The sequence below is a fragment of the Veillonella tobetsuensis genome (assembly GCF_002959935.1).
Taxonomy (GTDB): Bacteria; Bacillota; Negativicutes; order Veillonellales; family Veillonellaceae; genus Veillonella; species Veillonella tobetsuensis.
Map to the genome: position 1 here is coordinate 83,312 of NZ_PPDF01000014.1, position 20,981 is coordinate 104,292.

The following is a 20,981-nucleotide window of genomic DNA, read 5'->3' on the forward strand; positions in this document are numbered from 1 at the left end:
TTATATAACAAATAAGAATTGAGCTAGTACTGTCATAATATACGTAACGATGCTGATTGTAATAACTAGACGTAGTATAAAGGATAGTGACATGTACTGACGAAGTATGTATACATTTTTTATGTCAATCATGGGTCCTAACCATAAGAATCCAAGTACTGCGGATATAGGGAATAGACCGCTTAATGTACGTCCTATAATGGCGTCTGATGTAGAACAAAGTGAGAATATAAATGCTAAGATTAGTAATAATGCATTAGCAATTGGTGTAGCTACATTAAATGATGTAGCAAAGAATACTGGTTTAATCCAAACCTGGAATAAGGCCAATGTGAATGCTGCTGCTCCAAAATATAGCAGTAATTGGCTGAATTCTTTTTCCACATGAAGTAAAAAGATTTTCTTTTTATCACGTTCTGGTATGGGTAGTGTATATTCGTAGTCTCTTGGTTGGGGTAGTTTATTTTGGGTTTCTTTTAATTTGTGAGGGAACCATTTAAACGTGAGTGCTACTATAAGAGCTATTAATATGCCGCCGATGATTCTCGCCAAGATGATTTTTGGCTCCTCTGGAAAGGCATAATAGGTTGCCAATAATGCGATGGGATTCATGATAGGGCTAGCTAACATAAATAGTAGACCTAAATGTTGTGGTATGCCTCGTTGCAATAGGGCATTAAACATTGGGATAGTAGCACAGTCGCAAACCGGTAAGCAGAGGCCGCTGCCGAGGGCAATACCATAGCTTTTTAGAGAGTCTTCTTTCATATAACGCAATAGCCAACGATCTGGTATGAATAGCGTTATAATTGTAGAAATGACCGTGCCTAACAATAAGAAAGGCATGCCTTCTAATATGATGCCTGACGTAATAGCAAGGACCTGATGAATAGAATAGGAAATGTTGTGGCGGAATACGGTTACAAGCAATAGATATAATGTCAATATGGCTACAATACCATACAGTGTCCAAGGCCATTTTGGCCTCGATAATCGATTGTGTATATCCTGAGGTGATGGTGATACTAGTATAGTACATTCTGTATTATAGGCGTGTAATAGTTGTGTAATACTATGTATTTGTGTACTATCAGTAGGATATAAAATAATATAATCTGCACTATATATTTGTGATAAAATCCTAGGCCCCAAGGCTTGTATCATAGAACGTATTGTATTTTCCTTTGCCATATAGATCACTCGTTCTATATGGCATAATTCTTTTAAATTTTGACTAAAGAAAATCGATTCTAATTGCTGAAATGGAAACATACCATTCCATTCAATCCATATTTCTTTTGGTCGAGTTTTAACAATATGATTTTCTATTTGTAGTATAACATGGGCGGGACTCATCTCTATGTCATCTGGCTCGATGGTGAGTGGTTCCTTTATATGCACTATATTACCTAATTCAAAGGTAATGATTTCTGTGGAACCTAGTTTTTTTCGTTCTCGCAGTTCTTGGTTGATTAAGGTACTTTTACCAGTGCCTAATAAGCCAGTTACGATATATACAGGAATCATAATGGGTTACACACATTTCTAGAAATGGATGCTATATCTATTTCTGTACCTATGATGACTAGGTGAAAGCTGTCTAAGTTTGTAGCGCTCATGGAGCAGTTTTGAGGTGTATATTGTAATTCCATCGGACCTGCTGATGTTGGTACAATCCCTTTGGCTCTAATAATAGTAGATGGGAGTATATTACATAGTTCCATCCATCGTTGTTCTTCTAGTGTTTGTAAATTGTAGAAGGTATGACTTATAAATGGTTGGTGTTCATGTTCGTGCTGATGGTGATTACAATCGTGAGTGTGGCCGTGGCAATTACAGTCATGATAATTGTGCGCATGTGCTATTTGGTGGATTTGGGCCACATCTTGTTGGAGAGACTCTATATCGGTGTAAACCGGTGTATTAGGAACTAATTCTGTAATGAGTTCCTTTGTTTTTGCTGTTTGTTTAGTATCTTCTATATGGGAGAGTAAAATAGCATGGCAATGCTTGATCTGATCTTTAAAGAAAGGTCCGAAGTTCTTGATTGCCATTGGGGCTTGCATAGCATCTACAATTGTTATAATCATATCGATATAGGCTTTTTCACAGATTTCTTTGTCCATGCAGGTGCTGATAATTTCACTTAATTTGCTAACTCCAGATGGCTCTATGTAGATTTGGTCTATGTCCTGTGTGGATAAGATATCGACTAAGACATCCTTAAAATTACCTTGTAGACTACAGCAGATGCAACCTGATGTTACCTCTCTCACTACAGCACCAGAAGTGGATAGTTGTTGTGCATCTAAGCTGGTTTCGCCAAAATCATTTTCTATGATTAATATACGTTCATTCGTATTTCGTTGATTTAAAATGTATTGTAAATAGGTAGTTTTTCCGGCTCCTAAGAAACCGGATATGATAGTAATTGGTATCATAATACACCTCCCTTGTAAATATAAACATAGTATACTACTCTTAGTTTACATAAAAAAATACCCATATGGGTATACAGAAATCCCTTTAAATACAGTAGGAAAGCATATCATAAGAAATTTTGATAATATTATACTAATATGAGTATATGTGAACGTGTTTATACGATGAAAATAATGTTTTTACATAAAAAGCGTATGCCTCATCTTAGATATATGAGTGCATACGCTTATATGAATAAATATTATTTTACAAAGTTTTGAGAAATTATTGCAATTTTTCTAGTAAAGCTTTGAAGTATACATATACACGTTCAACGGAAGGAAGGTGTACGCGTTCCATATTTGTGTGTGGACTAACGATTGTTGGACCAAAGCTGATCATTTCTGTATTAGGTAATACCTTTTTCAATAGACCACATTCGAGGCCTGCGTGAACCGCACATACCTTAGCTGGTGTATCGGACATGCTATTGTAAAGAGAAATAGCTTGTTCCTCTAATTTAGAGCCTTTGTCGTATTCCCATGCTGGATAGCCGCCTGTACGAACTGCAGATACGCCCAATGTGTCAGCGAGAAGTAATAATTTTTTTGTTAAGTATTCTAAGCTGTTTTCATTAGAACTACGAACGGATACGAGAATATCGATAGTGTGGTTTGTTTCAGCGACAATCGCTAGATTGTTTGAGGTTTCCACGAGATTTTCAATAGTTTGGCTCATGGAATGAACGCCGTCTTCTGCGATATAGAGGTAGGAAATCAATGCTTCAGATGTATCATCTGCATAGACTACTTCCGGTGTAGCAATATCTTCAACAACCAATGTAAGACCTGGATCTTTTACACCGAATTCATGTTGATATTGTTTTTCGTAGTATTTAAGTAATGTTTTGATTGCCCCTACATCTTCACTGCGTGCAGATAGTGTAACAACTGCGTTAGATGGGATAGCATTGTGTTTTACACCGCCTGCAAAAGAAGCAATATTAATAGAGTATTGTTTTTCTAAATCATATAAAACGCGTGCTAACACTTGGTTTGCATTAGCTCGTTGTTCAATGATTTCAATACCAGAATGGCCGCCTTTTAATCCTTGAACAGTAATGGAGAGACCTGCATCATAACCAGGTAAATTGTTTTCACGTAACAATGGAATAGATACGTGAACATGGCAACCACCAGCACAGCTTACGCAGAATTCATGTTCGACCTCTGTATCAAGGTTGATGAGGTAATCGCCTGTCACTTGGCCTTCTTGGATTGCTGCCGCACCGTCCATACCAGTTTCTTCGTTTGTGGTGAATAGTACTTGTAGAGGACCATGTTGTTGGTTTTTATCTTCTAGTACCGCTAAAATCATGGCACCACCCATACCATTATCTGCACCAAGGGTAGTGTCATCAGCATGCATCCATTCACCTTCAATGATATTGGCAATAGGATCTTTTTCAAAATCATGATTTGAATCGTGACCTTTCACGCATACCATGTCAATGTGACCTTGTAATATAACAGTAGGACGATTTTCGTATCCTGGTGTAGCTGGTTTTTTGATGACTACATTAAACTCACTGTCTTGTGTAGCTTCAAGACCGAGGTTGTGAGCAAAATTAACGATATAATCGCTAATACCTTTTTCATTGCCAGATCCGCGTGGAATTTGGCTCATTTCTTTGAAAATTTCTAATACGCGTTTTGCTTGAACGATTGTGTCCATTTTGTGCCTCTCATTCTGAAACGACTCCCATATGATTTTATTGTCCAATATGGGATGGCTCATGTTTATTCATTAATTAATAAGTAAATATTATCTATAATATAGTTATATCATATGTAGTGTGAATAGAAAAGAAGCTGTATATGGTTTATAATAGTATCATGCGTAATGAATAACGAACGCGCTGTATTATATCCCTTTTATTTATGTAGGATGGTGAAAGTATGCAACATGAACGTCGCAACATCAGTATGCTCATGGATCTCTATGAGATGACCATGGCTCATGGGTACTTTACGAAACAAGACAATACAGATCGCGTTGCCTTCGACGTATTTTACCGTCGTAATCCAGATCAAGGTGGCTTTGCTATCTTTGGTGGATTAGAACAAGTAGTAGAGTATATTTTGAATCTTCATTTTGATGATGAGGACATCGGGTATTTTAAATCGCTCAATCTATTTAGCGATGAGTTTTTAGAGTATTTACGTAATTTTAAATTTACTGGCGATGTATATGCTTTCAAAGAAGGCACTATTATATATCCTAACGAGCCGATTATGACCATTGTAGCTCCGCTTATTGATGCACAAATCGTTGAAACGGCGGTGCTGACGATGATTAATCATCAGTCGCTTATTGCTACAAAGGCAAATCGTATTGTACGTGCTGCAGATGGACGTATTGTATCTGACTTTGGTGCCCGTCGTGCTCATAATGTAGACGCTGCTGTGTATGGTGCTCGTGCCGCTTATATTGGTGGTGTTCATGGTACCGCCACTGTATTAGCAGGTCAACAATTCGGAATTCCTGTTAACGGCACCATGGCCCACAGTTGGGTTATGTACCATGATACAGAGTATGAAGCCTTTAAAGCCTATGCTGAGGTATATCCGGATAATCCCGTGTTTTTAGTGGATACCTACGATGTGTTAAACTCAGGTATTCCTAATGCCATTAAGGTGGCCAAAGAGGTGTTGGAACCTCAAGGATATCGGTTGAAGGGTATTCGTTTAGATTCTGGTGACTTAGCATACCTTGCAAAGCATGCTCGTCATATGCTCGATGGAGCAGGCATGGAAGATTGTAAAATTATGGCTTCTAATAGTCTCGATGAATATACGATTACATCCATCCTATATCAAGGTGGACCTATCGACATTTTCGGTGTTGGAGAACGTTTGATTACGTCAAAAACAGATCCTGTTTTTGGGGCTGTTTATAAAATTGCAGGCATACAAAAGCAAGGTGAGTGGGAGCCGCGTATTAAGATTTCTGAGTCCGTTACAAAAATCACGAACCCAGGCCTAAAAAAGGTGTATCGCGTATATAGTGAAGAAGGAAAGGCCATTGCAGAATTGTTGACCTTACCTCATGAGGTTCCGTCTACGAACTCACCATATCGCTATATAGATCCTGAAAAGCCTTGGAAGGAATTATACTTTGAAAATTGTACATTTAAAGATATGCAGGAATTAGTTATTAAAGATGGTGAACAAGTTGTGGCGTCGCCATCCTTAGAAGCCATTCGTAGCTATGTACAATATCAATTAGAGAATGAAATTTGGGAAGAAGAACAACGATTTGAAAACCCACATAGACACTATCTAGATATGAGCCCTGAGTATTATCACATGAAGATGGACTTGTTAAATCGTATTGGCCGTAAAAAATAGGAGGCTTTATGCTTACAAATCCAGAGAAAACAAGAGCGGAATTAGTAACTTGGATTCGAGATTATTTTGCTGAAAATGGACCAATCTGTTCGGCTGTTATAGGTATCTCCGGCGGCAAAGACTCCACTATTGTGGCTGCTCTTTGTAAAGAGGCTCTCGGCGCTGAACGTGTCGTTGGGGTTCTTATGCCCAATGATGTACAATCGGATATAGATGATGCAAAGGCTGTTGTAAAGCATCTTGGTATTCCTTATATGATTGTTAATATTGGCAATGCCTATTGCGCATTGACAGAAGCTATTGTACAAGGGGAGGGGTTCTTCCGTGTGACTGGTCGAAACGATTTGGCTCGTGATGCAGAGATTAATACGCCGCCACGCCTTCGGATGGCAACCTTGTATGCAGTGGGGCAAAACTTGCCAAATGGTGCGCGTGTTGCGAATACTTGTAATGGATCTGAAGATTATGTAGGTTACTCTACAAAGTTTGGCGATGCAGCAGGCGATTTCAGTCCATTAGCACAACTCGTGGTGGAAGAGGTCCGTCAAATTGGACGTCTACTAGATATTCCACGTCATTTAGTGGAAAAGATTCCCAGTGATGGTCTCAGTGGTCAATCGGATGAGGACAAATTAGGATTTACTTATGCCGTTCTCGATCGTTACATTCGGACGGGCGAAATTGATGATGTAAAAACGAAGGAACGCATTGATTACTTGCAACGTATTAATCGTCATAAATTAGAATTGATGCCTTCTTTTACACCATCTAAATTATAATTATTATGTGGAGGATATGATGACAAAAAAAATTGCAATTATCGGTACTGGTGGCACTATTGCGGGACAAGGTGCTTCCGATACAGATTTGACAGGCTACACAGCAGGCGTATTACCCTTGGAAGACATCATCTCCTCTGTGCCTGGTGTTAGAGAATATGGCCCGTTTGTATGTAATCAGTTCGCTAATATTGAAAGCTCTGATATTTCCCTATTTCAATGGGTGAGATTATCTAAATTAGTACAAAAATGTGTAGATAATGATGATATTGAAGGCGTTGTAATTACACATGGTACAGATAGCATGGAGGAAACTGCATATTTCTTACATCTTACGGTACATACAGATAAGCCAATTGTTATTACTGGCTCCATGCGTCCCGCCGGTGCGGTGAGCGCAGATGGTCCTATTAATTTGTTGCAAGCAATCCAAGTAGCCCGTACACCAGCCTCTTATAATAAGGGGGTACTAGTCGTTCTCAATGGCTATATCGATGGTGCTCGGGACGTGACAAAGATGAATACTACTAATGTGGCGACCTTCGGTAGTCCTAATTCTGGACATCTTGGTATCGTACAAGATGGTGTGGCCCATTATTACACAAGCCCATTGCGCAAGCATACCATGGCATCAGAGTTTGGATTACCAGCGGATGACGATTTGCCGCGTGTAGAAATCTTGACCTGTTATGCGGGCATAGAAGAAATTGTGGGGCTTGCTATTGTAGCCACAAACCCGGCAGGCTTAGTTTTAACTGGTCTAGGTCATGGTACAATTCCACAAACTATTCGTAAGGTAACATCTAATTTGCCAATACCGGTTGTGAGAGCATCACGTACGGGAAGCGGTATTGTTTCTAAAGTTCCACAAGATAAGGACGCAGGTTATTTTGTGAGTGATAGTTTATCACCACAAAAAGCACGTATCTTATTGATGCTAGCATTACAAAAAGAACGTACATGTAAAGATTTGGAGAGAATTTTCCAAGAGTATTAAGCCTAATAGAACATTTCTGAGCATATTAAGATAATAGAGCATTTCTGCATAATAATGTAACTATGTAGGCTGAATAAAAAAGAACCTTTGTTGTAAGTTTTCACGCAAAGGTTCTTTCGTTATTTTGGGCAATTAATCAACATAGGTAATTAATCATCAAATTCTATAGCTAGTGTTAACGCACGTTGTACGCCGATGTATACGGCCTTGGCTAATGTGTCGCCAAATAGGGAATAGGATCCAGCGTCTGTTAATAGGTCGCCATTTGTATCAATGGTTAATACAATGCCATCTGTAGCTGTACCGGTAGCAGAAGTATGCACTTCTTTAGCTAAACTATGGTCTACGTTTATATTGTATTTTTGAACTTCATCTGTACTTTCCACTTGCCAATTTTGTAGCGCTGCCGTTTTAGCTTCAGTAATCGTCATGATGGCCTTTACCATAGCACTATCTGTTAAGGCCTTGTTAGTAAACACGAGGATGTTAATCGTACCAGGTGTATGGAATTCTCCATTTCTTTCCTCGTAGCAATAACCAGTACCTGCACGATGAGCCGTTTTATTATATCCACCAGTAATGATGGTTTCAACAATCGTATCGCTTTCTTGTACTATGGTGTAGGCGTGAAGGGAAATGGTAGCAGATGTTAACAGAGCTGTGCTGAAATGAACGGGCACATCGATATGTTCAAATTCTTGAGCTAAATAATTTGCCACAGAACCACCAGGCAAATCTTTTTCCGTTTCGATATGATAGGTTAATTGTTGGTTGCGAACCCCTAAGGTATGGTGAAAGCCTCCATTGAGCTGACCACTGCTCAAGGAATAGTGAATATCGTCAAAGAGTACTGTCACAGAAGATGTTTCTTTTATAATATGACCGCCAGTTACCAGTTCATCTGGCGCTGTATATGGATTGTTAGGCATATAGGACTCCCTAGTTTTTCATTGTTAGATATAGCATATAAAGTTATAATAAAAGGTAACAATTTATTATCTTCATATGTGATGTTTATAATATGTAATATTTATATGTGAAATTATATCATATGTTTACCATAGAATTGAGTAAATTACTTTAAGAAAGATGGAGGCTTATATGTACGAGTTTTTAGCATCTGCTTCAGAGCTATTATTTAAAGATGCGAATGTACTATTAAAATTACGGGAATGGTTTTTTAGCCAAGCCGGCAATATTTTGCTTGCTCTTATTATATTTTTGGTAGGCCGCTATATTATTCGGTGGATTAAAAACGTTGCTGTTCGTGTTATGACACGGGCCAACTATGATACTGCTGCAATGGGCTTTGTATCTCAAATTATTAATTATGTATTGCTTGTAGGTTTATTATTAATCTGTCTTAATCAAGTTGGTGTTCCTACAACATCCTTTGTAGCAGCTTTCGGTGCTTTTGGTTTAGGTATTGGCTTAGCATTACAAAATAATCTAGCGAACTTAGCATCAGGATTATTGATCTTAATATTCAAACCATTTCGTGCTGGACACTATATTGAGGTTGGGGACATTATAGGTAGCGTTACATCCATACAGTTTATGAATACCATTATCACTACAAAGGATCAGAAACGGGTGTACATACCAAATTCGATTCTTACATCTCAATCAGTAACGAATTATTCCTATATGACTGAACGAATGATTCCGTTTGTTTTTGATATTGGCTATAACAATGATCATCATGAAGCGATTAGAATTTTAAAGGACGTTTTTGCCAAGGATAAACGTATTCTAAATGCTAAATATATGGAGATTGGTATTTCTGAATTTGGTGATAACTCTGTGCGTATTTCTGCGTTTGCAGAAGTTAAAACTAGTCAGTTTCTTGATGTTCGATATAGTATTATGTCCGATGTGAAAGATGCCTTTGATAAGCATGGTATAGATATTCCATATCCACAACGTGTTGTATATATACAAAACGCAGATACTTCTACAGGTGAAATTAAAGGTACTAAGAAAAAAGTAACTACCACGAATCAAGAAAGCTGATAAATCATGAAATTACAAGTTAATAATATGTAGAAAGAGATTGATATGAGAGATTTAATAATGCATAGGCACTTAGTGTGGCAACGATTTATATTGGCGTTAGCTTTCATAGGTGCTATGATTCTAGGTACTGTTGCTCATGGTGCTGCACCTACGCCACCATCTACCATTGGTGAAGCAGTGGTACTCATTGATGCAGATAATAAGGAGATTTTATTCGCCAAGAATCCCGATAAATGGATGCATCCTGCCAGTACAACTAAGATGGTAACGTTGCTAACCGCTCTAGAATTGAAGGGAACGCAATTAGATGAACTGGCTACGATTAGCCCATATGCGACGAGCATGGAGGAATCTAATTTAGGTATACAAGTGGGGGACCAAATTACCTTAGAAGGTGTTCTAGAAGGTATGATGGTGGCCAGTGGTAATGATGCGGCTGTGGTAATTGCTGAAAATGTAAGTGGTTCTGTAGCTAATTTTTCTAAAGATATGAATCGCGTAGCCGCAAAGGCGGGTGCTAAAAATAGTGTGTTTTTAAATCCTCATGGATTAACACAAATGGGGCATCATTCAACGGCACGTGATTTGGCATTGATTGCTGCCTATGGTATGAAGTACCAAATGTTCCGCGATAAGGTAGCCAATGATTACTATAAGGTGCCTTATCAAAATCGAAAGCCTGAAACAATTCGCACAACAAATCACTTTATTCGAAACAAATACCCTGGTGCTAATGGTTTGAAAACAGGTTTTACCAATGCGGCAGGGGAGTGTTTAATTGCATCGGCAACGCGTAAAGGGCATACCATGATTATCGTTATGCTCAATGATGATAATCGTTGGGAAGAGGCGGTGCAATTCTTAGATTATGGATTTAAGCTACGCGGTGTTATTTAATATAACTATAATTTGACTATACAAATAATATAAAAGGTCCTACCTGGTGGTGGGACCTTCAGTGTAAGGGGGATATGTATGAGTTCATTTTTTGCTTTTTTAAAACGGATGCGATTTATCAATCGTTGGAGTTTGATGCGCAATACAGAAACAGAAAATATTCAGGAGCACAGCCTTGAAGTAGCCATGGTAGCTCATAATTTGGCGGCTCTAAAAAATGAATATTTTGGTGGGAATCTTGATGTTAATAAGGTGGCTGTTATCGCTATGTATCACGAAGTCAGTGAAATTTTTACGGGAGATATGCCAACGCCTATTAAATATTTTGATCCAAAGCTGCGTTCTTTATATGGTGAGGTAGAAACCTTAGCACAAGAAAAAATGCTAAGTACCTTACCAAAACGATTGCAAGCCGTATACAAGCCGTATATTGTGGATGCTGAAACGTTGCCTGAATGGCCCATTGTGAAAGCAGCTGATACATTATCTGCGTATATGAAATGTGTCAATGAATTACATGCGGGCAATGATGAATTCAAGGAGGCCCACGATACGATTTTAGCTAAATTAGAATCCCTCAATATGCCAGAGGTAGATATGTTTATCGAAGAATATGTGCCAGCGCTCAGTCAATCATTAGATCAATTGAACTATTACAAAATATAATATAAGTTGAGCGATTATTTTTGCTGTAGAGTTTTTGAGTCAATATATTTATTGTTTCGTATTAATATCTTTTTTCCTCTCCACGAAAAGGCACGATGACCATATTTGGCTTTGAACTCTCTATTACTTATCGATTCCAATTCCTCGATGTCTACATAAGGCTCAATGGATTGGAACTCAACAATTGGTGTTGTAGGTAGATCTTTATTATGTGGACATACCTCTTGGCACATATCGCAACCAAATATTAAAGGTGATTTCCCGACAATCGATTGCTCATCATCGGTGAGGTCACCTTTTTTTTGTGTTAAATAGCTTTTACAGGTGTCATATTTAAACTCGTTGTGGTCTAAACATTTTCCAAGACATGCTAAGATGCAGCGGTTACAGCCTAGACAGGTTTCTGTCATAGGCGTGTTTGGCTCAAATTCAAGGGTGGTAAGTACGGTGCCGATGACAATGTAGGAGCCCCAGATTGGGTTGATAAAACACTTATTTTTCCCATAAAACCCCAGTCCAGCTAGATATGCCATGTATCGGTCGGCTAAGGGGCTTGTATCGCAATGAATGGAAAATAATTCACTAGGATTTGTAGAGGACAGTTCGTCCACGAGGCGTTGTAAATAGTCTGTCACCACGAGATGATAATCGGTAGCCCACGTATAGCGTGCAAGATTTGTGGCACCGCTGTAAGGTACATGGTATGGAAATAAACATACGATAGCACTGCGAGGCATAAAATCAGGCGTTCCCATTAGTCGCTCATCTAAGTCTGCAGCCGTAAATGGGCATGGATTGGATTCACACAGAATTTGCCGTGCCTCGTTCGGGAGTGGCCAAGAGGTGGTACCCACTACGGGTATATGTAATTGTTTGCAAACTTCTTGTAATTTTATATTGTTTGTCATAGATTTACGATGTAATAGTTGTTACAATTAAAGTATATAAGTATATGAATTAATAGGTCTTGAAATAGGACCATATATAGTTGATGTATTAAGATAATTATTGTTTTTAGTATACCATTGTGAGGATAGAATATGTTAGCCTTTTTGAAAGTATTACAACCGAAGACGGTGGAAGAGGCCTATGAATTAGCCATAAAAAATAAAACAGCGCCTATGCTTGCGGGGGGGTGCTGGTTGCGCTTAGGTCGTCGCACTTGGCCTGCTGTAATCGACATGGCAGGATTAAATTTAAGATATGTTCGTGAAGAAGATAATGAATTTGTCATCGGTGCTATGGCTACTCAGGGCGATGTGGAACGCTTTGAACCATTACAAACATTTTGCGGTGGTGCGGTTGTGCGAGGCATCAAGGAAATTCTAGGCGTACAGTTTAGAAATATGGCGACTATGGGGGGATCTGTAGCTAGTAAGTTTGGTTTTTCAGATATAATCCCTGCTTTGCTTGCGGTTCATGCAGACATCGTAACTTATAAGGGTGGTCGTATGTCTATGCAAGAGTATATGAATTATCGAGAAAAGGATATTTTAGTAGAAATCCGTATACCAAATCATGAGGTACCGGTTGCTATTGAAGCATTGCGTATTTCTCGCGGAGATTTCCCGTATTTAACTGGTTCTATTCGTCATGATGACACGGGGTATAAAATCTATATTGGGACTCGTCCTGGGGCACCACAACTGGCGGTGAAAGCAAGTGCTTTGCTTTCAGAAAAAGGATTAGCAGCATTGGATGAAGCGGCCCAAATCGCATCAGAGGAATTGGTGTTCCAAAAAAATTCTCATGCATCCAAGGAATATCGCGTGGAGATGGCTAAATCTATGGTTCGTCGGTTAGTTAAGGAGGTGGCACAATAATGGAAGTTCTCTTGAATATCAATAATAAAAATGTCACTGTTAATGTGCCAGCTGACGAAATGTTGATGACCACACTTCGTAATTTAGGTTATTACAGTGTCCGTTGTGGTTGCGATACAACGAACTGTGGTTTATGTACGGTGTGGGTGGATGATGAAATTACCTTATCCTGTGCATATCCTACATTCCGTGCACCAGGGCATACAATTACAACCCTTGAGGGTCTTCAAGAGGATGCATCTTTATTAACAGATTGCCTTGCCTCTGAAGGGGCTGATCAATGTGGTTTTTGCACTACGGGCATGATGATGAGTGCTATTGCATTGAAACGAAGAAATCCCAATGCTAGTGATGATGAAATCAGAGAATATTTAATTGGTAATCTCTGCCGTTGTACAGGCTATGAGTCACAACTTCGAGGCGTTCGCAAATATCTACAAGGAGGTTTATGATGAAACACGTTGGTAAGTCTTATGACAAAGTCGATGCCAAGGGGATTCTAAGCGGTAAACCTTCTTATACGGGCGATTTTGTACCTAAAGATGCCCTTATTATCAAGGTGTTGCGTAGCCCTCATGCACAGGCGCGCATCAAATCCATCGATACGTCAAAAGCTAAATTAATCCCTGGCGTAGAAGCCATTTTTACATATGAAGATGTACCGAATACGCGTTTTACCTTGGCAGGGCAAACCTATCCAGAGCCTTCTGCCTATGATGCGTTGATTCTCGATTCTGTAGTTCGCTATGTAGGTGATGAAGTGGCCCTCGTTGTGGCTAAAGATGAAGCTACTGCATTGAAGGCGATGCCTCTCATTAAGGTTGAATACGAGGTGCAAAAACCAGTACTTGATTTACGCACGGCTATGGACCATGAAACAGTAGTCCATCCAGAAGACGATATTCTCAATCACATTCCGGTAGGACAAGACTATAAACGCAATATTTGTGTATCCTACCATAAGTGCGTTGGCGATATTGAAGGGGAACTTGCTAAATGCGATTACGTCGTAGAAGGTACATATTTCGACCAAGCTACGCGTCAATCTGCAATGGAACCATTCCAAAGCTTTGGATATATCGATCATTTGGGCCGTATTGTTATCGTTAGCTCTACGCAAATCGTGTTCCATGTACGTCGACATATTGCGCGTGCACTGGGTATTCCGGCCTCAAAAATTCGCGTTATTAAACCTCGTATTGGCGGTGGCTTTGGGTCTAAACAAACGGCTTGTACAGAATTGATGACCGCCTTTGCAACCTGGAAATTACAAAAGCCTTGCTATCTCCTCTATGATAGAACAGAAGCGCAAACCTGTTCTACTACGCGTCATGCTCGTGAATGGTATATTCGCTTAGGTGCTACCAAGGATGGTATTATCCAAGTTATTGATATGGATTCCATTACCGCTGCAGGAGCACATGCTACACATTGCTTTACAACAACTACGGCAGGGGAACATAAATCGGTACCTTTGTACAATAAGGGTAAAGCTGTTCATTATGGTACAGAAGGGGTCTATACAAATCATACTCCAGGTGGTGCTTTCCGTGGATATGGTGCTACAGAGGCATTGTGGACATTAGAATGTGCAGTCAATCGCTTGGCGGATGAAATGGGTATAGATCCGGCAGAACTTCGTCAAAAGAATTTGATTGCTGCTGGTGAACGCAGTTTGGTATATGATCCAGATGAAATTATGGAGTCTGGTTTATTCCAAGAAACAGTAAATAAGGTTAAAGAAATGGCGCGTTGGGACGAACGACCTCATAGCTGGGATATTGATGAACGATATCGCGGTGGTCTCGGTATGGCGCTTGCCTTACAAGGTTCTGGCGTTGCTAATATAGATGTGGCATCTGTAGAAATTCGCCTTGGTGATGACGGTAACTACACATTATATACGGGTTCATCCGATATGGGGATGGGGGCCAATACAGTTCTTACCCAAATGGCCTGTGAAGTGCTTGGCTGTCCTATGGAGTCTATGACTGTTGTTGAATCCGATACGGATATTGTGCCATTTGATCCTGGATCCTATGCATCGAGTACAACCTATGTAACCGGTACAGCTGCTAAGATGGCGGCCGAAGAATTGCGCGCAAAAATCATTAATAAATTGGCTCAATTCATGGATGTAAGCCCTGAAGAAATTGATTTCGATGGTTTAATGGGCATGACTAAAGATGGCACAAAACAGATGTCTGTTCAGGAATTAGCCCCTAAGCTATTGGTAGGGACTACATCTGAACAATTGAATGGTTTTGCTACTTGGGGCAGTCATATTTCGCCACCACCATTCATGGCTTCTATTGCAGAGGTTAAGGTGGATAAACAAACAGGTCAAATCATACCTCTTCATATGTATACTTGTGTGGACTGTGGTACCGTTGTCAATCCTAAACTCGCTCGCGTTCAAGTTGAGGGGGGCGTAGTACAAGCTATTGGTATGGCTTTATATGAAGATGTTAGATATACAAGTACAGGTCGCTTGGAAACGGCTAATTTCATGACCTATAAAATTCCTACACGCCAAGATATTGGTGAGTTGCATACCGCCTTTGTCGAATCATACGAGGAAAGTGGTGCGTATGGTGTTAAATCTATAGGTGAAGTTGTTATTAATACAGGTTGTCCAGCTATACAACATGCTGTAAAAAATGCAGTTGGTGCTGACCTTCGTACATTACCTATGACGCCTGAGAAGGTATTTATGGCAATGGACGCGAAATATAAAGTATAACCATTTTACATTCCTAAAGGGGGCCTCACGCTATGACATCACAAACGCAGTATTGGAATCGCCTTATTCAACCCGGAATTGTCGCATTGGTTGGTGCAGGCGGCAAAACAACAGTTTTATCTAAGCTAGTAGAGTATGGCAGGTTGCAAGGGCGACCTATCGTGGTGACCACTACGACACAATTGTACGAATCACAAGTGGCTCAGTACGAACCTATTTATACAAAGGATATCAACGAAGTTGATGAATATTGCACTAAACGCATTCAACAAGGCTATTGTGGTGCTTGGTTTAGTGGCATTACAAGAACTAAGGTAGATTCTGTAGAGTGTGAAGGCATCGATAATCTTAGTGCCTTGCATCCAAACTGGCAAATCGTTGTAGAGGCAGATGGAGCAAAAGAAAAATGGCTTAAAGCGCCAAAACATACAGAACCTGTTATTCCTAGTCAAACAAAGACTACAATAGGTGTTATAAACCTTCAAATGTTGGGGGCCTCTTTAGACGAGGATCATGTACACAACTTGGAACTCGTTCAGTCTATCGTTAATCGTGAAGAAGGCGCTATTGTAACACCGAGCATGCTCGCTCAAATCGTGCTTCATAAGCAAGGCCTGTTCCAATATAGCAAGGGTAAAAAGGTGTTGTTCTGTACAGGATATGATACGGTACAACATAGAATTATTGATGATTTTATTAGCCATGTATTAGATAGTGATATTACAGCTATCGTATTGGCCGATGGATATAAGGCTAGTTGTGAAATTCGCCGCATTATTCAATGCCGATAGGTAGCAAAATGGAATATAAGGCCTGTGAAAGCGCTCCCGTAGGGGGCGCCCTTTTACGAGAGTTTCCCCGCATTGGGATTGTTCTATTAGCGGCTGGGCAATCGCGTAGAATGGGGACTAATAAACAATTACTGCCGTGGAGAGGAAAAACTGTTCTTGATGCGGTTTGTCATGCTTTACAAACAGGCTGGGTACAATCTGCGAACGGTAGTAGTTTAGTGAATTATCCATTTGTAGCAGTTACAAATGATAATAGAAATATAGACGAGATTGTAAAGAATTATGGCTTTAGTGTTGTTCATAATGAGAATCCTGAGTTAGGTCAGGGTGCATCTATCGCTTTAGGGATACAGTATCTATTAAGTACATACGGTAGAAATTATTTTGATGGTATCATTTGTTCTGTATCGGACCAACCTTTATTATGCCCTAAGGTTATTGAAACGCTTATACAGTACTTTCAGCAGAGACATGATGCAGATAATCGAATAATTGTAGTGCCAAAATATGGATTTACACAACATGCTGGAAACCCTGTTATGTTTGGGAATCATTGGTTTGATGCATTACAGACTATAGAGGGAGACCAGGGTGGTCGAACCATTATTTGTGGCGAGGGACAAGATTTTATAAAACATGTATATATAGCCTCTGATTGGGGGGATGATGTAGATACGCCAGAGGATTATAACGATTTGTTAAATCGTGAAAGTGAGGGTGTATGAAACCATTAATATTAGTGCGCGGAGGTGGGGATATCGCATCCGGCGCTATTTATAGATTAAGACGTGCAGGCTATCCTGTAGTTGTTAATGAAATTGCCATACCAACTATGATTCGTAGAGAGGTTAGTTATGGTAATGCTGTTCATATAGGTGAAATGGTTCTTGAAAGGCTGGTAGCACGTCATGTGTCCATCAGTGAAGTTCAAGATACATTAGCCCAAGGTGTTATTCCTGTTGTGACCTCCTCTTATGAGGACTTACTTGACCGATTGCATCCAGATATCGTAGTAGATGCCATTCTATCCAAAAAAAATTTAGGAACAACAAGGTTAGATGCGCCTTTTGTTATTGGTGTAGGTCCTGGATTTAGTGCAGGGCGTGATGTGAATGTAGTAATCGAAACTATGCGAGGACATAATTTAGGTCGCTGTATTTACGATGGTGAGGCAGAGTCTAATACCGGCGTTCCTGGTAATGTAGGTGGATATACTCATGAGCGCGTTGTACATTCACCGAAGTCAGGTTTGTTTACTGCCAAGCGTCATATTGGGGATGAGGTGCAGGCTAACGAAGTGATTGGCTTCGTTGATGATACACCGATAAGAGCCAAGATTACAGGCTTGTTACGGGGCATTTTGCATAGTGGTCTTATCGTATCAGATCATTTTAAATTGGCAGATATAGACGCACGCTGCGAGGAGTCTCATTGTTATAGTATTTCTGACAAATCTCTAGCAGTTGGTGGTGGTGTTTTAGAGGCTGTTACCGCTTGGGACTATGAAAGGAATCAAGATGGAATGCATTTATGATATTATGAAAGACCGATTACAAGTAACGGAACCAACATTCTTGGTAACCATTGTATCGGGACCGCGTCAAGGGGATAGAGCGATTTATAACGAAGCGGGCCACGTATTATATGGTGATGCTATAGAAGGTTTTACACCAAATGCCATAAAACCCAATGCATTATGTGTATTTGGCACTACAGAGTGTTTTGTAGAGCCCGTCGAAAAGGATCCGTCTGTACTCGTTTTAGGGGCTGGACATGTAAGCCGTGCAATCACTGATTTGTTATTGTTTATCGGTTGTCGAGTTACCGTTGTAGATGATAGACCGGAATATGTAGTGCCCGAATTCTTTGATGATCGAGTGACGCGCAAATGTTTACCTTTAGATAATTTTGGAGAGTTTTTATCTCTTGATGAATATAATGGATTTATCGTAGTTACAAGAGCACATGAGTTTGATAATGCCTGTCTAAAACAATTACGGGAACAATTGCCAACCTATATGGGGGTTATGGGCAGTCAAAAACGCGTTCATTATGCACTGGAAAATTTGAAAGCTCATGGATGGACGCAAGAGGAAATCGATATGATTTATGCGCCTATTGGATTAGATTTAGGTGCTCAAACACCAGAAGAAATTGCATTGTCTATTGTTAGTGAATATTTGGCTGTTACGCGAGGTAAAAAAGGACAATTTTTGCGTAGAAAGAGAGTGGTAGAACATGAATCGTGAGTTTGTAGAGTATTTAAGTCAACGAACAAATGAAACATTAGCGGTGGCCACAATTCTTCATACTGCAGGATCTACGCCACGAAAAGCAGGGACTTCGATGGTGGTATTTCCCGATGGATCCATATTTGGCACTATTGGTGGTGGTCGCGCAGAAAATGAGATTCGTTTGAGTGCTATCGACTCCATAGAGAAAAGAGAAAATTATCGACGTATAGAAGTAAAGTTAGATGATGACGTGGCCGTAAAAGAAGGTATGGTCTGTGGTGGTTGTATGGATGTGTGGATTAGAACACAAAATGTGTAAAATGGATATACTATGTATAGTAAGCACTAAATGGTGAATCCTATGATAGAGGTATATCTGTCGTTTTAAATTTACAGTGACCATAAAATACGTTAAAATATAAGGTACAGCTAAAAGTATTAGTTGTACCTTATTATTTTGTGTAAGGAGTAACGAATATGCAGTTTGAAGCTCTCATACATACCTTTAGAATCCTAGATGTTATCGACATTTTAACGGTTGCTATCGGTATTTACTATATGTATAAACTTTTAAAAGATACACGTGCTGTAGCTTTGTTAAAGGGTTTATTGTTTTTGGCTATTTTGAATGTGCTTAGCCATGTACTCAATTTATATGTTATCAATTGGATTTTACAACAAGGGATGACGGTTATTCTTTTTGCTTTGCCGGTCGTATTCCAACCGGAATTGCGCCGTGCATTGGAACAACTTGGTCGAGGTCGAATTTTTAGTAAAGCTCAAAATGTTAACGAAGAAGAGATGGATATGGCTATTGATGAAGTAATGGCTGCCGCTCGTGTTATGTCCCGTGAACATACGGGTGCCCTCATCGTATTTGAACGTGAGGTGGGCCTGAATGATTTTATCGATACAGGGATTATCGTTGATGCTGTATTGAGTCGTGAATTAATTAAAAATATATTCGTTCCAAGTACACCACTCCACGATGGAGCTATGATTATTCGTAATGGTCGGATTCAAGCTGCTGGCTGTTTATTGCCACTTACGGAAGACCGTACATTGAGTACTGAACTAGGTACTCGTCACCGTGCAGCGATTGGCTTATCTGAACAAACTGATGCAGTAGTTGTTGTTGTCAGCGAAGAAACCGGTGTTATTTCTTACACGTATGGTGGTCACATTTATCGTCACTTGCCAGAAGACCAAATTAAAGAGGCTCTTCGCACATTTATGGAACGACCTCGTCAAAATATTACGAGCATGTGGAAATGGGGTGGCAAGAAATGATGATTCATTTAAAACGCAACTGGCCTGCGAAAATACTTTCATTATTAGTGGCCATCGTCATGTGGTTTTTTATTATGCGTGATCAAAATCCTGTGATGGAGGTTTCTTATGTGGTACCTGTGCAGGTACAAAATTTAGCAGCGAATTATATTGTAGAGGATGCACCTCAAAGTGTACGTGTTGTTCTGAGTGGACCGCGCGATACGATTATTAATTTGAAGTCTGAAAATCTTAAAGCTTATATTGATGCATCTGGTGTATCGCCAGGGCAAAATAATGTAACCATTCATTTTAATTCACCATCTGGGATGAGTTTAATGGAGGTTAAACCGGATACTATAACTCTTACGGTCGATGAATATGCAGAAAAGAAATTACCTGTAGAAATCGTACCATTAGGACAAATTTCAGATAATGTAGCATTAAAGTCTGTTACAGTAATTCCGAAGGAGGTTACTGTATCTGGTCGTAAGCAACAAGTGATGGCGGCAACCCGTGTAGTAATGAAGGTCAATGTTTCGGGACAAACCAAAAACTTTAGTTCCGTTGCTGATTTAGAAGCTTGGGACAATGCAGGAAACGTACTCAATGTGAATATTAATCCTGCACAAGGTCAAGCACAGTACGAATTAAATTTACTTAGAAAAGATAAAGCCGTACCAGTTTCGGCGATTACTGTTGGTCAAGTAGCAGAGGGTTATGAGGTTAAAGGTATTACGATTAAACCTGTACAAGTAACCATTACAGGTCGTGAAGAAATGGTCGATATGATTTCTGAGCTTAAGACAGAGGTTATTGATATTAGTGGTGCCACAGCGCCTGTTGAGGCTACCTATAATCTCATAATCCCAGATGGAATTACCAGTAAGGTGACTACGGTGCGTGTAACTGTAGATATACAAAGAAAAGCATAG

The 20,981-nt window shown here is 39.7% G+C and carries 21 protein-coding genes; 16 read left to right on the top strand and 5 right to left on the bottom strand.

The window, feature by feature from the left end:
* From VTHSUH11_RS09205 to VTHSUH11_RS09215, 3 genes are all read right to left on the bottom strand, one after another.
* Nucleotides 1–1,527, bottom strand: coding sequence for a permease (locus tag VTHSUH11_RS09205; protein ID WP_105093462.1), 1,527 nt, complete (start codon nucleotides 1,525–1,527; stop codon nucleotides 1–3).
* A complete protein-coding gene (locus VTHSUH11_RS09210) occupies nucleotides 1,524–2,441 on the bottom strand; it encodes a CobW family GTP-binding protein (RefSeq protein WP_105093463.1) in 918 nt (305 codons plus the stop codon). The genes VTHSUH11_RS09205 and VTHSUH11_RS09210 overlap by 4 nt, the downstream gene beginning before the upstream one ends.
* A gap of 265 nt (nucleotides 2,442–2,706) precedes the next feature.
* Nucleotides 2,707–4,155 carry an aminoacyl-histidine dipeptidase gene (locus VTHSUH11_RS09215; protein ID WP_105093464.1) on the bottom strand — a complete coding sequence of 483 codons (1,449 nt, stop codon included), beginning with the start codon at nucleotides 4,153–4,155 and terminating at the stop codon, nucleotides 2,707–2,709.
* 224 nt (nucleotides 4,156–4,379) lie between these two features.
* Here VTHSUH11_RS09215 and VTHSUH11_RS09220 point away from each other — a divergent pair, with 224 nt between their 5' ends.
* From VTHSUH11_RS09220 to VTHSUH11_RS09230, 3 genes are read left to right on the top strand one after another with little or no spacing between them, the layout of a single operon-like run.
* A complete protein-coding gene (locus VTHSUH11_RS09220; protein ID WP_105093465.1) occupies nucleotides 4,380–5,831 on the top strand; it encodes a nicotinate phosphoribosyltransferase in 1,452 nt (483 codons plus the stop codon).
* Between the two features lie 8 nt (nucleotides 5,832–5,839).
* Nucleotides 5,840–6,610, top strand: a complete 771-nt coding sequence (gene nadE, locus VTHSUH11_RS09225) for an NAD(+) synthase (protein ID WP_059361470.1) — start codon at nucleotides 5,840–5,842, stop codon at nucleotides 6,608–6,610.
* A 19-nt stretch (nucleotides 6,611–6,629) separates the two neighbouring features.
* Nucleotides 6,630–7,607: an asparaginase gene (locus VTHSUH11_RS09230; RefSeq protein ID WP_105093466.1), complete on the top strand. Its 978-nt coding sequence runs from the start codon at nucleotides 6,630–6,632 to the stop codon at nucleotides 7,605–7,607.
* A 149-nt stretch (nucleotides 7,608–7,756) separates the two neighbouring features.
* Here the strand turns inward: VTHSUH11_RS09230 and VTHSUH11_RS09235 are convergent, their stop codons facing one another.
* A complete protein-coding gene (locus VTHSUH11_RS09235) occupies nucleotides 7,757–8,536 on the bottom strand; it encodes an adenosylcobinamide amidohydrolase (protein WP_059361474.1) in 780 nt (259 codons plus the stop codon).
* 172 nt (nucleotides 8,537–8,708) lie between these two features.
* Between VTHSUH11_RS09235 and VTHSUH11_RS09240 the strand changes: the two genes are divergently transcribed.
* From VTHSUH11_RS09240 to yfbR, 3 genes are all read left to right on the top strand, one after another.
* Nucleotides 8,709–9,620: a mechanosensitive ion channel family protein gene (locus VTHSUH11_RS09240; RefSeq protein ID WP_105093467.1), complete on the top strand. Its 912-nt coding sequence runs from the start codon at nucleotides 8,709–8,711 to the stop codon at nucleotides 9,618–9,620.
* A gap of 60 nt (nucleotides 9,621–9,680) precedes the next feature.
* The gene (locus VTHSUH11_RS09245) at nucleotides 9,681–10,520 is read left to right on the top strand and encodes a D-alanyl-D-alanine carboxypeptidase family protein (RefSeq protein ID WP_244900015.1); all 840 of its coding nucleotides are present in this window, start codon (nucleotides 9,681–9,683) and stop codon (nucleotides 10,518–10,520) included.
* Between the two features lie 78 nt (nucleotides 10,521–10,598).
* A complete protein-coding gene (yfbR, locus tag VTHSUH11_RS09250; RefSeq protein WP_105093469.1) occupies nucleotides 10,599–11,186 on the top strand; it encodes a 5'-deoxynucleotidase in 588 nt (195 codons plus the stop codon).
* Between the two features lie 14 nt (nucleotides 11,187–11,200).
* On the opposite strand, the gene VTHSUH11_RS09255 is transcribed toward yfbR, so the two are convergent.
* Nucleotides 11,201–12,094 carry an epoxyqueuosine reductase gene (locus VTHSUH11_RS09255; protein WP_105093470.1) on the bottom strand — a complete coding sequence of 298 codons (894 nt, stop codon included), beginning with the start codon at nucleotides 12,092–12,094 and terminating at the stop codon, nucleotides 11,201–11,203.
* 132 nt (nucleotides 12,095–12,226) lie between these two features.
* On the opposite strand from VTHSUH11_RS09255, the gene VTHSUH11_RS09260 reads away from it, so the two are divergent.
* The 10 genes from VTHSUH11_RS09260 to VTHSUH11_RS09305 all read left to right on the top strand — a co-directional run bounded on the left by VTHSUH11_RS09260 (nucleotide 12,227) and on the right by VTHSUH11_RS09305 (nucleotide 20,981).
* Nucleotides 12,227–13,009, top strand: coding sequence for an FAD binding domain-containing protein (locus VTHSUH11_RS09260; protein ID WP_105093471.1), 783 nt, complete (start codon nucleotides 12,227–12,229; stop codon nucleotides 13,007–13,009).
* A complete protein-coding gene (locus VTHSUH11_RS09265) occupies nucleotides 13,009–13,461 on the top strand; it encodes a (2Fe-2S)-binding protein (RefSeq protein WP_105093472.1) in 453 nt (150 codons plus the stop codon). The genes VTHSUH11_RS09260 and VTHSUH11_RS09265 overlap by 1 nt, the downstream gene beginning before the upstream one ends.
* Nucleotides 13,461–15,752 (top strand): xanthine dehydrogenase family protein molybdopterin-binding subunit, encoded by a 2,292-nt coding sequence (locus VTHSUH11_RS09270; protein WP_105093473.1) that lies wholly within the window; start codon nucleotides 13,461–13,463, stop codon nucleotides 15,750–15,752. The genes VTHSUH11_RS09265 and VTHSUH11_RS09270 overlap by 1 nt, the downstream gene beginning before the upstream one ends.
* A gap of 32 nt (nucleotides 15,753–15,784) precedes the next feature.
* Nucleotides 15,785–16,543 (top strand): selenium cofactor biosynthesis protein YqeC, encoded by a 759-nt coding sequence (yqeC, locus tag VTHSUH11_RS09275; RefSeq protein WP_105093474.1) that lies wholly within the window; start codon nucleotides 15,785–15,787, stop codon nucleotides 16,541–16,543.
* 8 nt (nucleotides 16,544–16,551) lie between these two features.
* Complete coding sequence (locus VTHSUH11_RS09280) at nucleotides 16,552–17,268, top strand: nucleotidyltransferase family protein (RefSeq protein ID WP_105093509.1); 717 nt, start codon at nucleotides 16,552–16,554, stop codon at nucleotides 17,266–17,268.
* Nucleotides 17,265–18,077 (top strand): selenium-dependent molybdenum cofactor biosynthesis protein YqeB, encoded by an 813-nt coding sequence (gene yqeB / locus VTHSUH11_RS09285; RefSeq protein WP_105093475.1) that lies wholly within the window; start codon nucleotides 17,265–17,267, stop codon nucleotides 18,075–18,077. The genes VTHSUH11_RS09280 and yqeB overlap by 4 nt, the downstream gene beginning before the upstream one ends.
* Nucleotides 18,061–18,792 carry an XdhC family protein gene (locus VTHSUH11_RS09290; protein WP_059361500.1) on the top strand — a complete coding sequence of 244 codons (732 nt, stop codon included), beginning with the start codon at nucleotides 18,061–18,063 and terminating at the stop codon, nucleotides 18,790–18,792. The genes yqeB and VTHSUH11_RS09290 overlap by 17 nt, the downstream gene beginning before the upstream one ends.
* Nucleotides 18,782–19,096: an XdhC family protein gene (locus VTHSUH11_RS09295; protein ID WP_059361502.1), complete on the top strand. Its 315-nt coding sequence runs from the start codon at nucleotides 18,782–18,784 to the stop codon at nucleotides 19,094–19,096. The genes VTHSUH11_RS09290 and VTHSUH11_RS09295 overlap by 11 nt, the downstream gene beginning before the upstream one ends.
* 158 nt (nucleotides 19,097–19,254) lie before the next feature.
* The gene (gene cdaA, locus VTHSUH11_RS09300; protein ID WP_059361503.1) at nucleotides 19,255–20,067 is read left to right on the top strand and encodes a diadenylate cyclase CdaA; all 813 of its coding nucleotides are present in this window, start codon (nucleotides 19,255–19,257) and stop codon (nucleotides 20,065–20,067) included.
* Nucleotides 20,064–20,981, top strand: coding sequence for a CdaR family protein (locus VTHSUH11_RS09305; RefSeq protein ID WP_059361504.1), 918 nt, complete (start codon nucleotides 20,064–20,066; stop codon nucleotides 20,979–20,981). Before cdaA ends, VTHSUH11_RS09305 begins: the two co-directional genes overlap by 4 nt.

What these genes read in the sequence shown, in the direction of transcription:
- VTHSUH11_RS09245 (WP_244900015.1), top strand. Translation starts at nt 9,681, where the DNA reads ATGCATAGGCACTTAGTGTGGCAACGATTTATATTGGCGTTAGCTTTC.
- VTHSUH11_RS09240 (WP_105093467.1), top strand. Translation starts at nt 8,709, where the DNA reads ATGTACGAGTTTTTAGCATCTGCTTCAGAGCTATTATTTAAAGATGCG.
- VTHSUH11_RS09215 (WP_105093464.1), bottom strand. Translation starts at nt 4,155, where the DNA reads ATGGACACAATCGTTCAAGCAAAACGCGTATTAGAAATTTTCAAAGAA.
- nadE (WP_059361470.1), top strand. Translation starts at nt 5,840, where the DNA reads ATGCTTACAAATCCAGAGAAAACAAGAGCGGAATTAGTAACTTGGATT.
- VTHSUH11_RS09210 (WP_105093463.1), bottom strand. Translation starts at nt 2,441, where the DNA reads ATGATACCAATTACTATCATATCCGGTTTCTTAGGAGCCGGAAAAACT.
- VTHSUH11_RS09220 (WP_105093465.1), top strand. Translation starts at nt 4,380, where the DNA reads ATGCAACATGAACGTCGCAACATCAGTATGCTCATGGATCTCTATGAG.
- yfbR (WP_105093469.1), top strand. Translation starts at nt 10,599, where the DNA reads ATGAGTTCATTTTTTGCTTTTTTAAAACGGATGCGATTTATCAATCGT.
- VTHSUH11_RS09255 (WP_105093470.1), bottom strand. Translation starts at nt 12,094, where the DNA reads ATGACAAACAATATAAAATTACAAGAAGTTTGCAAACAATTACATATA.
- yqeB (WP_105093475.1), top strand. Translation starts at nt 17,265, where the DNA reads ATGAAACCATTAATATTAGTGCGCGGAGGTGGGGATATCGCATCCGGC.
- VTHSUH11_RS09270 (WP_105093473.1), top strand. Translation starts at nt 13,461, where the DNA reads ATGAAACACGTTGGTAAGTCTTATGACAAAGTCGATGCCAAGGGGATT.
- VTHSUH11_RS09260 (WP_105093471.1), top strand. Translation starts at nt 12,227, where the DNA reads ATGTTAGCCTTTTTGAAAGTATTACAACCGAAGACGGTGGAAGAGGCC.
- VTHSUH11_RS09305 (WP_059361504.1), top strand. Translation starts at nt 20,064, where the DNA reads ATGATGATTCATTTAAAACGCAACTGGCCTGCGAAAATACTTTCATTA.
- VTHSUH11_RS09205 (WP_105093462.1), bottom strand. Translation starts at nt 1,527, where the DNA reads ATGATTCCTGTATATATCGTAACTGGCTTATTAGGCACTGGTAAAAGT.
- VTHSUH11_RS09235 (WP_059361474.1), bottom strand. Translation starts at nt 8,536, where the DNA reads ATGCCTAACAATCCATATACAGCGCCAGATGAACTGGTAACTGGCGGT.
- VTHSUH11_RS09230 (WP_105093466.1), top strand. Translation starts at nt 6,630, where the DNA reads ATGACAAAAAAAATTGCAATTATCGGTACTGGTGGCACTATTGCGGGA.
- yqeC (WP_105093474.1), top strand. Translation starts at nt 15,785, where the DNA reads ATGACATCACAAACGCAGTATTGGAATCGCCTTATTCAACCCGGAATT.
- VTHSUH11_RS09265 (WP_105093472.1), top strand. Translation starts at nt 13,009, where the DNA reads ATGGAAGTTCTCTTGAATATCAATAATAAAAATGTCACTGTTAATGTG.
- cdaA (WP_059361503.1), top strand. Translation starts at nt 19,255, where the DNA reads ATGCAGTTTGAAGCTCTCATACATACCTTTAGAATCCTAGATGTTATC.
- VTHSUH11_RS09295 (WP_059361502.1), top strand. Translation starts at nt 18,782, where the DNA reads ATGAATCGTGAGTTTGTAGAGTATTTAAGTCAACGAACAAATGAAACA.
- VTHSUH11_RS09280 (WP_105093509.1), top strand. Translation starts at nt 16,552, where the DNA reads ATGGAATATAAGGCCTGTGAAAGCGCTCCCGTAGGGGGCGCCCTTTTA.
- VTHSUH11_RS09290 (WP_059361500.1), top strand. Translation starts at nt 18,061, where the DNA reads ATGGAATGCATTTATGATATTATGAAAGACCGATTACAAGTAACGGAA.